This is a genomic window from Streptomyces spiroverticillatus (genome assembly GCA_014650415.1).
Lineage (GTDB): Bacteria > Actinomycetota > Actinomycetes > Streptomycetales > Streptomycetaceae > Streptomyces > Streptomyces spiroverticillatus.
Genome location: BMUX01000005.1, coordinates 115,783 through 132,087 on the forward strand (window position 1 = coordinate 115,783; position 16,305 = coordinate 132,087).

15 protein-coding genes are annotated in these 16,305 nt (G+C 73.1%); 7 read left to right on the forward strand and 8 right to left on the reverse strand.

Annotation, left to right across the window (positions count from 1 at the left end; translation table 11 throughout):
• Positions 1-80: 80 nt before the first annotated feature.
• A complete protein-coding gene (locus IE269_RS15015) occupies positions 81-587 on the forward strand; it encodes a hypothetical protein (protein WP_189823450.1) in 507 nt (168 codons plus the stop codon).
• Here the strand turns inward: IE269_RS15015 and IE269_RS15020 are convergent.
• From IE269_RS15020 to IE269_RS15040, 5 genes are all read right to left on the reverse strand, one after another.
• Entirely contained in the window at positions 584-961 is a 378-nt protein-coding gene (locus IE269_RS15020) for a nuclear transport factor 2 family protein (RefSeq protein ID WP_189823451.1), read from the reverse strand. The genes IE269_RS15015 and IE269_RS15020 overlap by 4 nt on opposite strands.
• Before the next feature lie 80 nt (positions 962-1,041).
• On the reverse strand, positions 1,042-2,289 hold the full coding sequence (locus IE269_RS15025; protein WP_189823452.1) for a preprotein translocase subunit SecY: 1,248 nt from the start codon (positions 2,287-2,289) through the stop codon (positions 1,042-1,044).
• A gap of 55 nt (positions 2,290-2,344) precedes the next feature.
• Positions 2,345-6,457, reverse strand: coding sequence for a protein kinase domain-containing protein (locus tag IE269_RS15030; RefSeq protein WP_189823453.1), 4,113 nt, complete (start codon positions 6,455-6,457; stop codon positions 2,345-2,347).
• Between the two features lies 1 nt (position 6,458).
• Complete coding sequence (locus IE269_RS15035; RefSeq protein ID WP_189823454.1) at positions 6,459-7,106, reverse strand: hypothetical protein; 648 nt, start codon at positions 7,104-7,106, stop codon at positions 6,459-6,461.
• Positions 7,107-7,167: 61 nt separating this feature from the next.
• Positions 7,168-7,365: a hypothetical protein gene (locus IE269_RS15040; protein WP_229897706.1), complete on the reverse strand. Its 198-nt coding sequence runs from the start codon at positions 7,363-7,365 to the stop codon at positions 7,168-7,170.
• A 463-nt stretch (positions 7,366-7,828) separates the two neighbouring features.
• Here IE269_RS15040 and IE269_RS15045 point away from each other — a divergent pair, with 463 nt between their 5' ends.
• From IE269_RS15045 to IE269_RS15060, 4 genes are all read left to right on the forward strand, one after another.
• Complete coding sequence (locus IE269_RS15045) at positions 7,829-9,274, forward strand: MFS transporter (RefSeq protein WP_229897708.1); 1,446 nt, start codon at positions 7,829-7,831, stop codon at positions 9,272-9,274.
• A 229-nt stretch (positions 9,275-9,503) separates the two neighbouring features.
• The gene (locus IE269_RS15050) at positions 9,504-11,027 is read left to right on the forward strand and encodes an MFS transporter (RefSeq protein ID WP_229897710.1); all 1,524 of its coding nucleotides are present in this window, start codon (positions 9,504-9,506) and stop codon (positions 11,025-11,027) included.
• An 89-nt stretch (positions 11,028-11,116) separates the two neighbouring features.
• Entirely contained in the window at positions 11,117-11,263 is a 147-nt protein-coding gene (locus tag IE269_RS15055) for a hypothetical protein (protein ID WP_189823456.1), read from the forward strand.
• A 66-nt stretch (positions 11,264-11,329) separates the two neighbouring features.
• Entirely contained in the window at positions 11,330-12,640 is a 1,311-nt protein-coding gene (locus IE269_RS15060; RefSeq protein WP_189823457.1) for a M20 metallopeptidase family protein, read from the forward strand.
• Between the two features lie 86 nt (positions 12,641-12,726).
• Here IE269_RS15060 and IE269_RS15065 read toward each other — a convergent pair whose 3' ends face one another.
• Complete coding sequence (locus IE269_RS15065; RefSeq protein ID WP_229897782.1) at positions 12,727-13,314, reverse strand: hypothetical protein; 588 nt, start codon at positions 13,312-13,314, stop codon at positions 12,727-12,729.
• A 108-nt stretch (positions 13,315-13,422) separates the two neighbouring features.
• Positions 13,423-13,905: a molybdopterin cofactor-binding domain-containing protein gene (locus IE269_RS15070; RefSeq protein ID WP_229897712.1), complete on the reverse strand. Its 483-nt coding sequence runs from the start codon at positions 13,903-13,905 to the stop codon at positions 13,423-13,425.
• A gap of 88 nt (positions 13,906-13,993) precedes the next feature.
• Between IE269_RS15070 and IE269_RS43135 the strand changes: the two genes are divergently transcribed.
• Positions 13,994-14,419 carry a hypothetical protein gene (locus IE269_RS43135; RefSeq protein ID WP_229897714.1) on the forward strand — a complete coding sequence of 142 codons (426 nt, stop codon included), beginning with the start codon at positions 13,994-13,996 and terminating at the stop codon, positions 14,417-14,419.
• A gap of 45 nt (positions 14,420-14,464) precedes the next feature.
• On the opposite strand, the gene IE269_RS15080 is transcribed toward IE269_RS43135, so the two are convergent.
• The gene (locus IE269_RS15080) at positions 14,465-15,829 is read right to left on the reverse strand and encodes an alkaline phosphatase (RefSeq protein ID WP_189823459.1); all 1,365 of its coding nucleotides are present in this window, start codon (positions 15,827-15,829) and stop codon (positions 14,465-14,467) included.
• Between the two features lie 224 nt (positions 15,830-16,053).
• Here IE269_RS15080 and IE269_RS15085 point away from each other — a divergent pair, with 224 nt between their 5' ends.
• Entirely contained in the window at positions 16,054-16,284 is a 231-nt protein-coding gene (locus IE269_RS15085; protein WP_189823460.1) for a LapA family protein, read from the forward strand.
• Positions 16,285-16,305: the final 21 nt, after the last annotated feature.

Here is a 16,305-nt window from a genome sequence, read left to right on the forward strand (position 1 = left end):
GCAGGCTCCCTCGGGCGGTGTCGGCCGTCCCGCGACCGTGCCGTAGCCTCACGCGGGACGGCTGGGGGGGGAGTCCGACCATGAGACTGCGATACGCACGCGCCGGGGCACTACCGGCCCTGGCCCTGGCCCTGGTAACGGCCTGCGCCGGGCCCGCCCAGTACTACGAGGGCTCGGGCCTCCACGACGCCACACCGACCGAGGCGACCGGCGACTGGTCGGGCGCCGAGGGCACCCGCGTGACGCTCCGCCCGGACGGCACGGCGACCCTCCGCCGCCTCGACGGCCAGGACTTCGACTTCGACACGGGCTGGCGCCTCACCGGCACGGGCACCTGGAAACTCTCCGACGCCCGTGCGGGCCAGCGTGTCCGCCTCACCCTGGCCAAGCGCACCGCCGTGGACCGCCGCACTCCCGCGACGCCGGCTCCGGACGCTCCGGCCCCCGACGCCTCCGCGCCCGAGACCCCGTCGACGTACACCTGGAGCCTCGACGTACGCCGGAATCCGCAGAAGGCACTGGAGCTGTACTTCTTCTTCGGCGACCCCGACGCGGGCAACACCTACGTCCTCCGGCGCACGGGCTAGTCCGCGTACACCGGCGCGAGGTCGATGTAGATGAGCCATTCGCTGGCCTTCTCGCCCCGGAAGGTGAGGATGTCCGCGTTGGGGACCGTGACCTGCCGGCCGTCCTTGCGGGTGTAGGTGACCTCGGTCCGGACGATCACCGTGTCGCCGGACTCCCAGGTGGAGAGGACCTCGTGGGAGAGTCCGGCGATCGTGGCGAAGAAGTCGGTGACGCCCTTGCGCACCTCCGCCGGTCCGGTCAGTTCGGGTGCGTTGGCGAAGCGGAAGACGACGTCGTCGGTGAGGTGGGCGACGAACTTCTCGGGGTCGAAGGTGTCGATGTCCCGGAAGATCGCGGCGATGTCGCGGCGGGATGAAGAGGCGTGCTCGTCCACGGGGTCCCCCTTTGTACGGCAGTGCGCGTTTTCCGTGAGAGTACGTCAGGAACCATTCCTGGCAGGGGATTTGGGAGAGCTCAGCTCCGGTCCTGTACGCGCTGGAGGTCGGGCATCCGCAGCCAGCTCTCGATCTGGCGGGCCATCGGGAGCAGCCCGTCCAGGGCCAGGAGTACGACGACGAGCAGCCCGGTGACCCCGAGCGCCGCCCCCTCCCCGTGCAGCCCCGGCAGGGCGAGCGCCCCCACCGGAAGCAGCGCGAGCAGGGTGGTCGCCAGCGCCCCGACCACGGTGATGCGCGGCAGGATGTACGCGAAGTATTCGGCGGTCGGCCGCCCCGGCCGGATACCCGGCACGAACGCCCCCTCCCGCTTCAGCTTGTCCGCGACCTCCACGACGTCGAAGTCCAGGATCCCGCGCACGTACGCACCGGCGAAGACCAGCACCGCGTACGCCACCACGAGCCACGGCCTCGGCGGTGCGGGCAGCAGCAGGAGCAGGGAGGCCGCGAGCATCAGGCCGAACCGGGCCCGGCCGCCGTGGATCGGGACGTAGGTCGCCCCGCCGCCGTGCGGCCTGCGGCCGATCATGCGTTTCGCGTACTGGATCGGGATGCGGCGCGCGCTGTGGCGGACGGTGACTGCCAGGACCGTGGCGAGTGCCAGGGTCAGCAGGAGGACCACGGGCGCCACGACCACGGCGCATGTCCCGTGCGCGCGGGCCACCTCCGCCACCTGCCCGGGGAGGACCGCCGCGACCTGGACGAAGAGCAGCAGGTACAGGCCCTCGCCGAAGCCGTGCCGGGTGATGATGCCGCTCAGCCACAGCACCACGGCGGTGCCCGCCGTCAGGCAGGCCACCAGGGTGAGCTGGGCGAGAGCGCCCGTGCCGTGCAGCACGTCCGCGTCGGCGGCGGCCAGCGGGGGACGGCCGTCGGCCGTCATGCGTACGACCACGAAGGCGAGCCCCGCGCCCACCACGACCGCGACGTACCGGGCGTAGAGCGCGAGCCTCGCCTCCCCCGCGCTGCCCGCCTCCGCCAGCGCGCGCAGGCGCGGGCTCACTGCTCCGGCGAGCACCGTCACCCAGTGCGCGGCGACGACCGGCACCACGCCCAGCGCGAGGACGGACAGGTGCGCCAGACCGCCGCCGGTGAACAGGTCGAGGAGTCCGGCCAGTTGGCCTTCGGGCCGGTCGGTCGCCGCCAGTGCGGTCACGTCCACCCCGGGCAGGGGCAGGTGCTGGCCGAGGCGGAACAGCACGACGGCCAGCAGTGTGACGAGCAGCCGCCGCCGTACGTCGGGCAGCGTGTAGAGGCGCTTGAACACCGTCGATTCCCCCGTCTTCCCGTACGTGTCCGTGCCGGACCCCGCCCGTGCCCGGCTACCCGCCCGCACCCAGCCGCCGCAAGTGCACCGCCGCCCGCTCCGAGCCCTTCGCCACCGCCCGCCGGTACCACTCCACGGCCTCCGCCGGCCGCACGGCCTCCAGCACCTCGCCGAGGTTGAGCATGCCCATCGGCTCGCCCGCCTCCGCCGAACGCCGGTACCACTGCTCGGCGTCGGCCCCCCGGTCGCTGTACCGCAGGATGTTGCCGAGGTTGTTCATGGCCTGCGGATGGCCCTTGTCGGCGGCCTTCCGGTACCACTGTTCGGCCTCCGCCTCCCGCCCGGCGTCCTGCACCAGCAGGGCCAGGCTGTACATGGCCGACCGGTGGTCCTTGTCGGCCGAGGCGCGGAACCACTTCTCGACCTCCCCCGTACGGCCCCCGATCTCGTTCAGCAGCATGCCCAGTACGTGCATGGCGTGCGCGTCACCCTGCTCGGCCGCCCCGTGCATCCACCGTTCGGCCTCGTCCAGCCGCCGCTCCTCGTAGGCGCGGAAACCTTCCTCCACCATGGCGGCGGGGTACCGGTGCTCGGCGGCACGGCGCTGCCAGGCGGCGGCCTCCGCCTTCTGCCCGGTCCGCTTGTAGACGACGGCCAGGTTGTTCATCGCCATCGGGCTGCCGAGGTCCGCCGCACCCCGGAACTCCCTTAGCGCGCCCGCCGTGTCGCCCTTCTCCAGCAACGCCGCGCCGAGCCGGATCATGGCGTCCGCGTCGCCGGACCGCGCCCCGCGCCGGTGGCGGGCCTCGGTGGTGTCGAGCTTCGGATCGGCGGTGAACCTTACGAGGGCCTGGAGCAGCGGCTCCAGCTCGGTGCGGCGTCGCCCGCCGGCTCGCGGGCTGTCAACTCGGCCGTGTGCCACGGCAGTTCCTTCCGTCGTCCCTTCGGTCCCGCTCGGCTCTGCCTGCACAGACGCCGCCGGGTCGACCGCCAGTTCCCAGTCGAACTCCCAGATCCGTACCGCCCCTTGGGCCTCCGCCGTCAACGCCCAGCAGCCGTCGGGGCCGAACACGGCGTCCCCGAAGTCGCCGTCCAGCACCCGCAGACAGCGTCCGGTGGCCAGCTCCCACAGCCGCAGCACGCCCTCGCTGTCGCGCGAGAGGACGAACCGGCCGTCGGGGGTGAGCCGCAGCACGCGCGCATAGTGCGGCTGCGCCTCGAACTCCCTTACACACAAGCCCTCTTGGAGGTCCCACAGCCGGATGCGGTCGTCGCCCCTCCCGCCGCAGGACACCAGCAGCCCGCGCTCCTCGTCCACGGCGAGCGCCTCCACGGGTGCGGTGTGTCCGCGCAGTTCCCGCAGGCGGCGGCCGGTGGTCAGGTCCCAGGTGCGTACGGTGTTGTCCGGCCCGGCGGTGGCCGCGCTCCGGCCGTCGGGGGCGAGCCACAGCCGCCGGTCCCGGCCGTGGTCCCCGTCCAGGGTGTGCAGGCACGTCCCGCTCGCCATCTCCCACAGCCGTACGCGGTGGTCGGCGCCCCAGACCAGGGCGCGCGCCCCGTCCCCGGTGAACCCGGCGGCTGCCGCGCCGAGGGTGAGGGAGATCGACGCCTGCCGGGTGCCGTCGGCCACGGACCAGGCGTCGAGCGTGCCGTCGGCGTTGGCCGTGAGCACGGTGCGCCCGTCGGCGGTGAAGTGGACGTCGCGCAGGACGTTCATGCCGTAGCTCTCCGGCAGCCCCTCGATCACCGTGCCGCGTGCGCCGGTCGCCACGTCGACGAGGTGGAGGTCGTGCGGGAGGCGGATGGCTGCCGTGCGCCCGTCGGGGGACAGCGCGAGGTTCGCCCGGCCCTCGAAGTCCCCGAGCGTCCGCGACGGCCAACTGGCGCGCAGACCGGTCCTGTTGACGTACGGCTCACGGGCAAGCGCATGCCAGGCGTCGAGCGCGCGGGGGTCGCGCTCGTGGCCGGGGACGGAGCGGGCGCGGCTGAGACGGTCGAGGGCGTCGGCGGTGCGGCCCTGCGCCCGCGCCTCTTCGGCGTCGGCGACCAGGCTCGCCACCCGCCCGTCCAGGCTGCTCAGTTCGTCGTGCCGCCGGGGGCGGCTGAGCCGGGTCGCCGCCGTGTACGCACCGGGCAGCCGCAGGCGGCGTACGGTGCCGTCGTGCCCGGCGGCGAGCAGGTGCCACCCGTCGTCCAGGAACACCACGGCGGCGGCCTCGCCCGCGTGCCCCCGGTAGGTGCGCAGGGTGCGGCCGGTGGCCACCTCCCACAGCCGGACCGCGCCGTCGCGGGCGCCGCCCGCCAGGAGGCGCCCGTCGGGGCTCAGGTCGAGGTGGTCGGCGGAGGCGCTGAGGGAGCAGAGTTCGTCGCCGGTGCGGGTGGCCCACACCTGGATGCGGCCGTAGTCGGCGGTGGCGGCGGTGCGGCCGTCGGCGGAGAGGCACAGGGGCGCCTCGAAGCGGTTCCCGTTCGGCATGCGGGTCTCCTCCCGCGCACCGAACGGGTCACGGAGATGGACCAGCTCAACTGCCCCTTGGAACAGGAGGTGTTGACCCTCCACGGCCGCCCGTACGGCCCCGCTGTGGAAGCCCTCCAGGGTGTGGCGCACCCGGCCGGTGGCGAGGTCCCAGCAGAGGACCGTGCCGTCGCTGGTGCCCGCGACGGCCAGCCCGGGCCCGGGCAGGAGCGTGGGCTGCCGTACGGCGGTGTCGCCAGTGCGGTACTGCGGGGTGAAGGTCCGCAGGCAGTGGCCGGTCTCGGCGTCCCACAGCCGGACCAGGCCGTCGGAGCCCACGGTCAACGCCTGCCGCCCGTCCTCGCCGAGGCCGACCTGACCGTGCGTGCCGTCGAGTTCGCGCAGGCAGCGCCCGGTGGCCAGATCCCAGAGGCGTACGGCGCCCCCGACGCTGGACAGGGCGCGGCGACCGTCGCGGGTCAGCCGTACCTGGCTGTCCTTCGTGCCCTTGGTGCGGTACGAGGACCAGCGCACCTCTCGTACGTCGTCCCCCGCACCGGTCGCACCCCGCTCGCGGTGGACCTCGTCGAGGAGGGGCCGCACCCGGGCGGCGTCCTCCGCGTCGGCGCCGACGGCTTCGAGGGCGGAGATCAGGTCCTCGTCGGTGATCCTGCCGCGCCGCCAGCGGGCCAGGCCCGCGTTGTAGGTGGCTTCGGGGTGGCGGGGGTCGGCCCGGAGGGCGGCCTCGAAGGCGGTGTCGGCCTCTTCGGTGCGGCCGAGGTCGAGGAGGGAGAGGGCCCGGTTGTTGAGTTCGTCGGCGCGCAGTTCGGCGGCGCGGGGCTGCGGGCGCGGATAGGGACGGCCGAGCAACTCCTCGTACAGCACGATGAGTTGCGCCGCGAGGGCGGCCATCGACTCCGGCCTCTGCTCCGGGTCCTCGCGCAGGCAGTGGGCGAGGAGGTCGGCGACGGGGGGCGGCAGGGCGACCGGGCCCTCCCAGTCGAGCCGCAGGGCCTCCAGGGACTCCCCCGCCACCGGTCCCATCAGCCAGGTCACCTCGCCGCTGAACAGCTCCAGCAGCGACACCGCGAAGCTGTAGACGTCGGTGCGCACGCTCAGCGGCCGGTGCCGGGCCTGTTCCGGCGAGGCGTAGGCCATGGTCATGCCGACCGGGGCGGCCTCTCCGCTGCCGGCCGCGCGGGCGCTCGCGATGCCGAAGTCGGTGACCTTGGCGGTGCCGTCCGTGTCGAGGAGGACGTTGGCGGGCTTCACGTCCTGGTGGACGAGGCCGCGTTCGTGGGCGTGCTGGAGCCCCCAGGCGGTCTGCACGGCAAGGTCCAGGACGCGGGCGAGGACCTCGTGCGGCGGGCCTTCGTAGAGGCTGCGGTCGTGGATGCGGTCACGCAGGCTGCCCCCGGGGACGTACTCCGCGAAGACCCTGGGCACACCGCCCAGGACGCGTACGTAATGACAGCCGCAGACGTGCGGGTGCAGCCCGAGCGACACCCAGGTCTCGGCCTCGCGGACGAACGCCCGCTGCTGCTCGGGGGTGCGGAAGAGCTCGGGGCGCGGGCACTTCACGGCCAGGTCCGTGTCCCAGTCGCGGTGCCGGACGCGGTAGACGAGGCCCATGCCGCCGTCGGTGTGGACGCCGGTCACCTCGTACTGGCCCGAGACGACGTCGCCGACCGCCCACGGCTCGTCCTGCGGCACCTCAGCGGGTCCGGAACGGCGGCAGCGCCTTGAACTCCCGTGCCACCACGGCGCTTTCGCGTACGGTACGCACCCACGCCCGCGCCTTGGAGAGCGGGTGGCGGGGGAACTGCTCGTCCCAGGCGGGGTCGTCGCTGGGCTCGAACGGCAGCTCGGGATCGTAGGGGTGCCCGCCCCTCTTGCCGTCCGGGCCGCCCGTCTGGAGGTTGACCAGCGACTCCCGCATGCCGCTGATCTCCCACTCCTCGAACTGGCCGGTCAGCACGGCGGTACGGTCCGCCTTGGCCAGCACGAACGAGGCCCGGAACAGGCGGCCCGTCGCCGACTTGGGCAGCTTCTCGGCGACCAGCGTGTACAGCGCCAGGCATCCGTCCAGCGCGACGGCGTCCGCTTCGAGGAGCCGGGCGGTGGGGTGCGGGTCGAGGCCGGGCGCCGGTCCGGGTACCGGGCGGGCGGCGTGGGTGTGTGCCAACTCCCGCCGCAGCACGTCGATTTCGTACAGCCAATGCGTGCTGCGCGGCAGTGCCTCGCCCACGCCGAGCACGACGACGTCCCGCGTTTCCGGGTCGAACCACCGCGTCCCGTCGAGGTGTTCGAACCCGGTGGTGTCGAAGGTGATCGGCTGCGCTTCCCAGGTCAGTTGAGCCACGCCCGCAAATTAACACGCGCCACTTGCCGCACACCATGCTCAACTGCCCTGGCCCGATGGCCTATTGGGCTACTTCCAGCCTTTCTTTCGGCGCGTAGGCAGAGTGGGTGCCGAAGGTGCGGTGGGCGTAGACGAGCGGTGCGGCCGTGCGGGAGTCGGCGGAGGTGACGGTGCCGATCAGCAGCAGGTGGTCGACGTCCCGGCGGGCGAAGGTGGTCGCGGTGGCGGCCTGCGCGTACCGGAGTGGTGCGCGGCCCACCCCGCCTTCCACATCGCCCCGACCTCGGGCACGGGCTCGGCCCGCTTCCTGGAGATCATGGAACGCATGCGGGACGGGACGACGATCCACCACCGCTGGATGGCCACCTACGACGCCACCGCGGTGGACCGCATGACGGCGGGCACCTGCGCTTTATTGCGTTGCCCGTGTCCCGCGAGTCCGCTTAGTCTGGTGCGGTTCCGCCGGTGCCCGTTCCGGGGCCCGGCGCTGTGTTTCGAGGTGATGGCATATCTCCCAGGCCGTGTAGCCGCTCGTTCTGAGGCGCTCTTTCCGGTATGTCCGCGTTCGCGGGCTACCGACGCATGCCTCGACGGCGGTGCTCCCGATGGCCTGGGCTGGTAGCACTCCTCATTCCCTCTGTCGCGCGGTAGGCGCACAGGGCATGCCCAGGCCTGCCCTGTGTCCCCTTTTCCCTTCCGTACGCGACAAGGACCCTTCCCTCGTGTCAACCGACACCCATACCCACCCGGCCCCGGCCGGCCGGACCGCCACGATCGCCCTGGCCGTGATCCTGATCGCCGAGCTGATGAACGCGCTCGACGGCTCCATCGTCCACACCGCCCTGCCGTCCATCCAGGCCGACACCGGGGCGACGAGCGCGGTGGTGCAGTGGATTCCCGCCGCCTACACCCTCACCTTCGCCCTCGCCCTGATCACCGGCGGCCGCCTGGGCGACCTCCACGGACGCAAGCGCGTCTTCCTCGCCGGCACCGTCGTCTTCACCGCGGCGTCGCTGCTGTGCGGGATCGCCACCGGCCCGGACTTCCTGGTCGCCGCCCGCGCCCTCCAGGGCGCCGGTGCGGCGGTGATGGTGCCGCAGGTCATGGCGACCATCGCGGTCACCTTCCAGGGGGAGTCGCAGGCCAAGGCGTTCGGCATGTACGGCATGATCATGTCGCTCGGCGGGGTCCTCGGCCCGGTCCTGGGCGCGGTCCTGACCTCCGCCGACATCGCCGGGCTCGGCTGGCGGGCGGTCTTCCTGATCAACCTGCCCATCGGCCTGCTCACGGTGCTCTTCGCGCTTCGATACGTCCCGGACTCCCGCGACCGGCAGGCCCGCCGCCCGGACCCGCTGGGCATGCTGCTCTCCGCCGCCGGTGTGCTGCTGATCGCGTACCCGCTCACCGTGGGCGGCGAGCAGCACTGGCCCGCCTGGAGTTTCGTCCTGCTCGCCGCAGGCGTGGCCGTCCTTGCGGTGTTCGTGCTCCAGCAGCGGGCCAAGACCCGCAAGGACGGCTCCGCGCTGGTGGCGCTGTCGCTGTTCCGCAGCACGGCGTTCGCGGGCGGGCTAGCGGCGCAGCTGGTGTTCGGGCTGGTCTCCGGGGTGTTCCTGCTGACGTGGGTGCTGTTCATGCAGTCCGGACTCGGCCTCACCCCGGGGCAGTTCGCCCCGGCCTCCGTCGCCATCTCGATCGGCGGCATGGGCGGGGCCGCGCTCGCCTCCCGGTGGGCGGGCACCCACCTGCGGCGCGTCCCGCAGGCCGGAACCGTACTGATCGCCCTCACGCTGGTGGGCTACCAGCTGCTGGTCTCCGCCCAGCAGACCGAGGTGCCCCTGCCGGCCGCCGTCGCCCCGATGGTCCTGGTCGGCGCCGGGTTCGGAATGGTCGGCGCGGGGCTCGCCGGGCTCACCCTCGGGCAGGTCGACCACGAGGACGCGGGGTCGGCGGCGGGGCTGTTCAACACGGCCATGCAGCTCGGCACCGCGCTGGGGATCGCGCTGGCGTCGCCGGTCTTCTTCCAGTACGCCCCGGCGGGCAGTCACGGCAGCGCCGTCACCCACGCCTTCGCGGGCAGCGTCTGGTACGTGGTCGGGGCGCTGGCGGTGATGTGGGCGCTGATGTTCCTCCTGCCGAGGCCCGCCCCCGGAACCGGCCGAACGACCTGACCTGACCCGGCGGCCGGGCGGCCCGCCCCTCACCGGGCGGGCCGCCCGGCCCCCTCCCTCCTTCCGGCACGGACAGCACCCTCGCGGTGCCTCTCCGCCCTGCCCGGAACGACGGCGACCCACCTGGGCCGGGCCCCGTACCGCCTCCTCCTGTGCGCATTCGGCGTACGGGACGGGCCCGGCCCTCGCCCGTACATCCCCCGATCCCACAGGAACAGGAACCTCCCCCGTGCCCCACGAGCCGACCACGACCAGCAGTCCACCGTCCCGGCCCCGGACCCGCACCCTCACCCGCACCCGCACCCAGCCCCGCACCCGGACCCTCGCCCTCGCCGTCGTCCTGACCGCCGAGATGATGAACGCGCTCGACGGCTCGGTCGTCTACACCGCGCTGCCCACCATCGCCGCCGACACCGGTGCCGGCACGGCGGCCCTCCAGTGGATCCACGCCGCCTACGCCCTGACCTTCGCCCTCGGCCTGATCACCGGTGGCCGCCTCGGCGACCTCTACGGCCGCAGACGAATCTTCCTCATCGGCACCACGATGTTCACCCTCGCCTCCCTGCTCTGCGGAATCGCGGACGGCCCCGCCCTCCTGATCGCGGCCCGTGTCCTCCAGGGCGCCGCAGCCGCGGCGATGGTCCCGCAGGTCCTGGCCACGCTCCACGTCACCTTCGCCTCCGACGAAGGCTCCCGCACCAAGGCATTCGGCCTCTACGGAACGGTCATGTCGCTGGGCAGCGTCGCCGGACCCGTCCTGGGCGGCGTCCTCACCCAGGCCGACCTCTTCGGACTCGGCTGGCGCCCCGTCTTCCTCATCAACCTGCCCCTCGGCATCGCCGCTGTCCTCTTCGGCCTGCGCTGCCTCCCCGAGTCCCGCGAGAGCACCACGCGCCGCCTGGACCCGTACGGCATGCTCCTCTCCACGCTCGGCCTGCTGCTGATCACCGTCCCCCTGACGATCGCCGACGAACACGGCCTGCCCACCCGGTCGTTCCTGACCATGGCCGCCGGCGTCCTCGTCCTGGCCGCCTTCGTCGCCCAGCAGAAGACCAAGACCCGCAAGGGCGGCTCCCCCCTCGTCGTCCTCTCCCTCTTCACCGGCCGCGCCTTCACCGGCGGACTCGCCACCCAACTGGCCTTCGGGCTGCTCTCGGGCGCGTTCTTCCTCTCCTGGGCCCTGTTCATGCAGGACGGCCTGGGCCTGACCCCGGGCGAAGCCTCCCTGGGCTTCGTCGCCGCCTCGCTCGGTGAGATGGGCGGCGCGTGGCTGGCGATGAGCCTGGTCCGCCGCTACGGCCGGGCAGTCCCGCAGGCCGGAGCCCTGCTCTCCGCCGCCACCCTGGCCGCCTACCACCACCTGATCACCACCGAAGGCACGAGCATGGGCCTCGTCCTGGCCGCCGCCCCCATGCTCGCCGTCGGCCTCGGCCTCGGCATGATCGGCGCCCCCCTCGCCGACCTGACCCTCGGCCGGGTCCCCCACGACGACGCCGGATCGGCCTCCGGCCTCTTCAACACGGCCACCCAACTGGGCATCGCCCTCGGCACGGCCCTGACCACCCTGATCCTCTTCACCGGAACCACCGCACGCCCCCAGGGCCCGCCCCTGAACACCGCCTTCGCCCACAGCCTCTGGTACGTCATCGCCGCCCTCGCCGCGATGTGGGCCCTGATGCTCCTGCTCCCCCGAGGCACCCGCCCGGACCGCCAGCGTCCCTCACCCACCCAGGAAAACCCTGCCCGCGAGTAGCTCCAACACCTCCTCCCACCGGAAGTTCGCCGCCGCACCCTCCTCGTCCGGAGAGTCCGACCGCTGCCGCTCACCGGGCGAGCCTGCGTGTGGCGCATCATCACCGACCTGGCGTCCTGGACGTCACCGGGGCGGGTCTCGTCCTGGTGGAGACCGCATCCGGCGTCAGCGCCGAGCAGGTGGCGGCGGCGACGGCGGCTCCGCTTGTCCACCGGACGGTGGACTGTGGTTCCTGACCGACTGGGGTGAACTGGGCGGGCCGTGCCGCACCGCGGTCTCCGACCACTGCCCTGGGGGAAGAAATGACCCGTGAGAACAAGCCCGTCCTCAACCGCCGCACCCTGCTCGGCGGTACCGCCGCAGCCGGTGTCGGTGTCGTCGTGCCCGCCGGGGCCGCCGCCGCACAAGGCGCGGGCGGGCGCGGGCCCCTCGACCAGTCGGCGATCGACGCCGTCGTCCGGCGCGTCGAGCGCAGTCTCGTGGAACTGCGGCGCGATCTGCACGCCCACCCGGAGACGGCGAAGAGCGAGGCCTCCGCGGGCGAGGTCGCCACGTCCCGGATCGTCGCGCACCTGCTGCGTGCCGCCGGGCTCGAGGTGACCACCGGGGTCGGCGGCTTCGGCGTCGTCGGCGTGCTCAGGGGCGCACGGCCCGGACGTACCGTCGCCTACCGCGCCGACATGGACGCCGTGCCGAAGGAGGGGATCTTCCCCGGCGCCGACCGGGCCGCCCATGCCTGCGGGCACGACATCCACACCGCCGTCGGCGTCGGCGTGGCGCAGACCCTCGCGCGGTTGCGGCACCGGCTCGGCGGCACCGTCGTCTTCTTCTTCCAGCCGGGGGAGGAGACCCTCCAGGGGGCTCGGGCGATGATCGACGCCGGTGTGCTGCGGGACCACGCGCCCGAGGAGATCCACGCCCTGCACTGCGGGCCCTTCCCCGTGGGGCAGTTCGCCGTGACCCCCGGCAGCGGGCTGCCCGGGCAGGACGGGACCGTCATCGAGGTGAACGGTCCCGACGCGCTCGCGCGGGCCGAGCGGCTCGCCGCCGAGATCACGGAACTCAGCACCGTCGCGCCCCCGGAGACGTCCGCCGCACTGGAGAGGATGGTCGCCGACGTGCAGGTCAAGGGCGGGCCGCTGGCCAGGTTCGTGACCGTCTCGGCGGGAGCGGCGAAGGACAAGGACACCGGGCGGGTCACGGTCTCCGTGTGGTACCGCTGCTGGCCCGAGGAGCGGTACGTCGAGGTGCGCGAGACCGTTCGGGGGCTGGCCCGGAAGTACGCGGGCACCGTGGTCGACTTCGACCGGGAGCCCTTCCCCGCCCTGGTCTGCCCGGAGCGCGACGCACTCGCCCTGGGACGGCATCTGCGCCGGGTCCTCGGCCCGGCCGGGGTCACCGTCATGCACGCCGCCTTCCCGTTCAACGGCGAGGACTACGCGCTGTTCCTGGACCGCATCCCGGGCACGTACTCCTTCCTCGGCGTACGGCGGCCGGGGGCCGACATCGCCGAGGCGGTCCCGCACTACGCCACCTTCGACCCCGACACCAAGGCGATCGGCGTCGGGGTCCGGGCGATGGCGGGGTGGCTCGCCGCACGGGCGAAGGGCTGACCGCCGGTGCCGGGGTGAGGTGAGGCCGCATCCCGTCAGGGGTGCGGGGCCGTACCGGTCCGCGGCTGCCGCCACGCGGGCGCGCCCTACCCCACCGCCCTCTCCCCCGCCCCCAGTTCGATCGTCGTCGTGATCCGGGTCAGCGCCGGATCCCTCGGCACCGACCCGAAGCCGAAGCGCACCGGCGGGTCGACCGGTGCGAGGGTGCCGAGGTCGGCGCCCTCGTAGGTGCCCGAGAGACCGGTCACCGGGTGCAGGTCACGCGCCCCGTACCACTCGCGACGCCCTCCCCCGGCGCTGCCTCGCGTGCGGACCCCGGGGAGCAGGAACCGTACGGACAGGTCGGTCACCGCACACCACGCCGGGTGGGCGGCCACCGGTCCCGGCACCGCCCGGAGCACCCGCCCGAGGGGCCCGCGCCGGCCGGTCCGGAAACGTACGTCGAGCGGACCCGCCGAGACTGCCCAGGCCCCGTCCTCGACGCTCACCCGGACCGGCGTGACACGGACCGTGTCGTAGGTGTACGTACGGCGGATGAATTCGGCGGTCTCGGCGGTGGGGGCCAGCAGCAGCCGCTCCCCGTCGGGCCGTTCGAGCATGACGTCGCTGAGCGGGCCGAACGGCGAGCGCGGCCAGTGGCCGAGCACGATCCGGGTCCCGCCGGAGGTTCCCATCCCGGCGATCCAGCCGTCGAAGCGCAGCCTGCGGTGGAGATGCGTCCTGTTCACCCTCATAGGGTGGCTCCGGGACGACCGTTTGTCAGCGTACGGACCGGTCATCGGCTACAGGAGCTTGTCCAGGGTCAGCGGCAGCTCCCTCACCCGCCTCCCCGTCGCGTCGTGCACCGCGTTCGCCACGGCCGCCGCCGCGCCCACGATGCCGACCTCGCCCGCTCCCAGCACGCCCAGCGGCATCGTCGGGTCCGGGTCGTCCAGCATGTGCACGTCGATGGCGGGGATGTCGGCGTGGACGGGGACGTGGTACTCGGACAGGCTCGCGTTCATGATGCGGCCGGTGCGCGGGTCGACCAGCGTCTCCTCCGCCAGCGCCATGCCGATGCCCATCACGATGCCGCCCCGCAACTGGCTCGCCGCCGTCTTGGCGTTGACGACCGTACCGATGTTGGTGCCCGTCAGGCCGAGCCGCTCGCGCAGCGCGTCCAGCAGGCTCACCCGGGGTTCGACGTCCAGCACCCGGGCCGAGCCGTTCACCCGCAGTTCCACCTCGACCATCGACCGCACTCCGCTCCGAAGCCGTACGTTCACCGTGCGGCCCAACGTATGCGCACCCCTCCCCCGGCGCACCGCGGAATTTCATGGCTTATCCCCGGCCGTCCGGGGCACTCGGCACTCCATGCACGGACGACACGCACGCCACACACCCCGCCCCCGTCCGCATGCGCGCGGCCGCACCACCGGCCGTCTGCGGCGGCGTCTCCTGGCGTACCGGGAGGTGGACTTCCAGGACACGCACCTCCCCGAGGCGCCGTCGGGCAAGGCCTCCGAGGAGTGCCTGCTGCTCGTCCACGTACGGCAGATCGTCGGCCGGGTCCACTACCGGATGTGCGAGCGCTGCGCCCGGGCCGTCATCACCGGCATCAGCATCGACGAGCGCTTCCGTACGACGGGCCTGGGCACCCGCGCCCTCTCCCACCTGCGCTCCCGCCACCCCGGAGTCACCTGGCGCAACAGGGCCCCCGGGCGCACCACCCGTGACCTGGTCCGCCGGATGTGCATCCCGACGGCGGACGACGCGGCGCCGTGTCCGCACACGGCGTGATGCCCGGCCCCTCCGCAGGAGGGGCCGGGCACGCGGGTCGACGGGTCAGCGCAGCTTCAGCGCCTCGCGCATCGTGCCGAACAGGTCGGTCTGGTTGGTGACGCCCAGCACGCGGTAGGCCTGCGGGCCCTGGGCCGCGATGCGGACCTGAACGCCGGTGTGCTCCTGGGACTTGCCCGGGGTGTTGGTCGAGTAGTTCACCTTGAGCTGCTGGCCCTCGTCGGTGACCAGGGTCGAGGTGAGACCCGGCGGGGTGGCGTCCAGCGGGACGATCTGGCTGGTGTGGCCGTGGTCGGCGGTGGTGACGACGAGGGTGTCGGGGTGCTTGGCCGCGTAGTCGCGCGCCACCTTGACCGCGCGGTCGAAGGCGGCGGTCTCGCCGATCTGGCCGCACGGGTCGGCGGCGTGGTCCTGCTTGTCGATGGAGGCGCCCTCGATCTGGAGGAAGAAGCCCTTGTCGGTGTGGCGGGACTTCTGCTTGGCCTCCAGGAGCTGGATGGCCTTGGTCGCCGAGTCGGCGAGGTTCGGGGTGGTGGCGGGGCGCTTGGGGTTGGAGGTGACGCAGCGCTGCGGGGCGGTGCCGCCGACCGCGGCCGTCTTGCCGGTCCACTCGGTGGGCACGTTGCCCGAGGCGAACAGGCCGAGGACGGGTGCGCCGGGCTTGGCCGCCTTGAGCGAGGCGTCGTCGTTGACGACCTGGTAGCCGAGCTTCCGCGCCTGCTCGGTGACGGTCAGCCCCTTGAACTTCCCGTCGGTCACCTTCTGGTCGAAGCGCTGCTTGCCGCCGCCGAGCAGCACGTCCACCTTGTGGTTGACGCTCTGCTCCGCGATGGAGCCGGGGCCGCCCTTGGCGATCGTGTCGGCGGGGCAGGAGGCCATGTCGGCCGGGCCCTGGCAGGAGCGGTCGGTGACGTGCGAGGCGAGCACGGCGGGCGTGGCGTCGGTGAGTTCGGAGGTGGTGACGCTGCCGGTCGCGTATCCGCCCTGCTGGGCCAGCTCCAGGATGGTCCGTACGGCCTTGTCGGTGCCGGGGGTCTTGGAGATGCGGCCGTTGACCGTCTTCACGCCGGTCGCCCAGCCGCTGCCGCTGGCCGCGGAGTCGGTGACGTAGTCGGGGGTGCCGTCCGGGTGCACGGCGTACGTCGTGTACGCGCCGGTCAGCGGGAAGCGGTCCATGTTCAGGCGGCCGGCCGCACCCACGGTGTAGTCGCGGGCGAGGGTGATCTCGGAGTCGCCCATGCCGTCACCAATCAGCAGGATGACGTTCTTGGCATGGCCGCCCTTGATGGACCGCTGGGCCTGCTCCTTGGTGTCGTAGGCGCTGACCGAGGTCGTCACGGCGAGCGCGGCCGCGGTCGCGGCGAGCATGGCGGTGGCGGCCTTCAGGTGACGGCTGGTGGGTCTGGGCATCGCGAGGGCTCCTTGGTGCGCCGGCCGGCGCGGACTGGCGGGTGACGACACGCCCTACGTCACCAGCCGCCGGTGAAGCACGGGTGACGCCCACCCGTCCGCACCATGGCGACGAAACCATGGCGGCGAAGGCACCACCGGCCGGACGCGTGGACGTGCCGGAACGCCGTGCCCGGGAGAGCCTGGGGACACACGGACCGGCCGACCGACCCACGGAGAACGCCATGCCCCAGAACGACGGAGCCCCCAGGACCCGGCGCCCGAACGTCTCCCCCCGGCTCGTGGCGGGCGTGCTGCTGGTCGCCCTCGCCATCTGGTTCGTACTGATCAACAACCGTTCCGTACGGATCCACTTCTGGATCCCGTGGGCGGAAGCACCCATGTGGTTCGTCCTCGGCGCCACCTTCCTGGCAGGCGCCGCCACCACCTGGCTCTTTCAGCTCCGGAAGAAGTAGCCGATCAGGCAGCTCGGGAAG

Coding starts and splice junctions, on each gene's coding strand:
- IE269_RS15015 (WP_189823450.1), top strand. CDS start 81: ATGAGACTGCGATACGCACGCGCCGGGGCACTACCGGCCCTGGCCCTG.
- IE269_RS15060 (WP_189823457.1), top strand. CDS start 11,330: ATGACCCGTGAGAACAAGCCCGTCCTCAACCGCCGCACCCTGCTCGGC.
- IE269_RS15065 (WP_229897782.1), bottom strand. CDS start 13,314: ATGGGAACCTCCGGCGGGACCCGGATCGTGCTCGGCCACTGGCCGCGC.
- IE269_RS43135 (WP_229897714.1), top strand. CDS start 13,994: ATGCACGGACGACACGCACGCCACACACCCCGCCCCCGTCCGCATGCG.
- IE269_RS15080 (WP_189823459.1), bottom strand. CDS start 15,829: ATGCCCAGACCCACCAGCCGTCACCTGAAGGCCGCCACCGCCATGCTC.
- IE269_RS15085 (WP_189823460.1), top strand. CDS start 16,054: ATGCCCCAGAACGACGGAGCCCCCAGGACCCGGCGCCCGAACGTCTCC.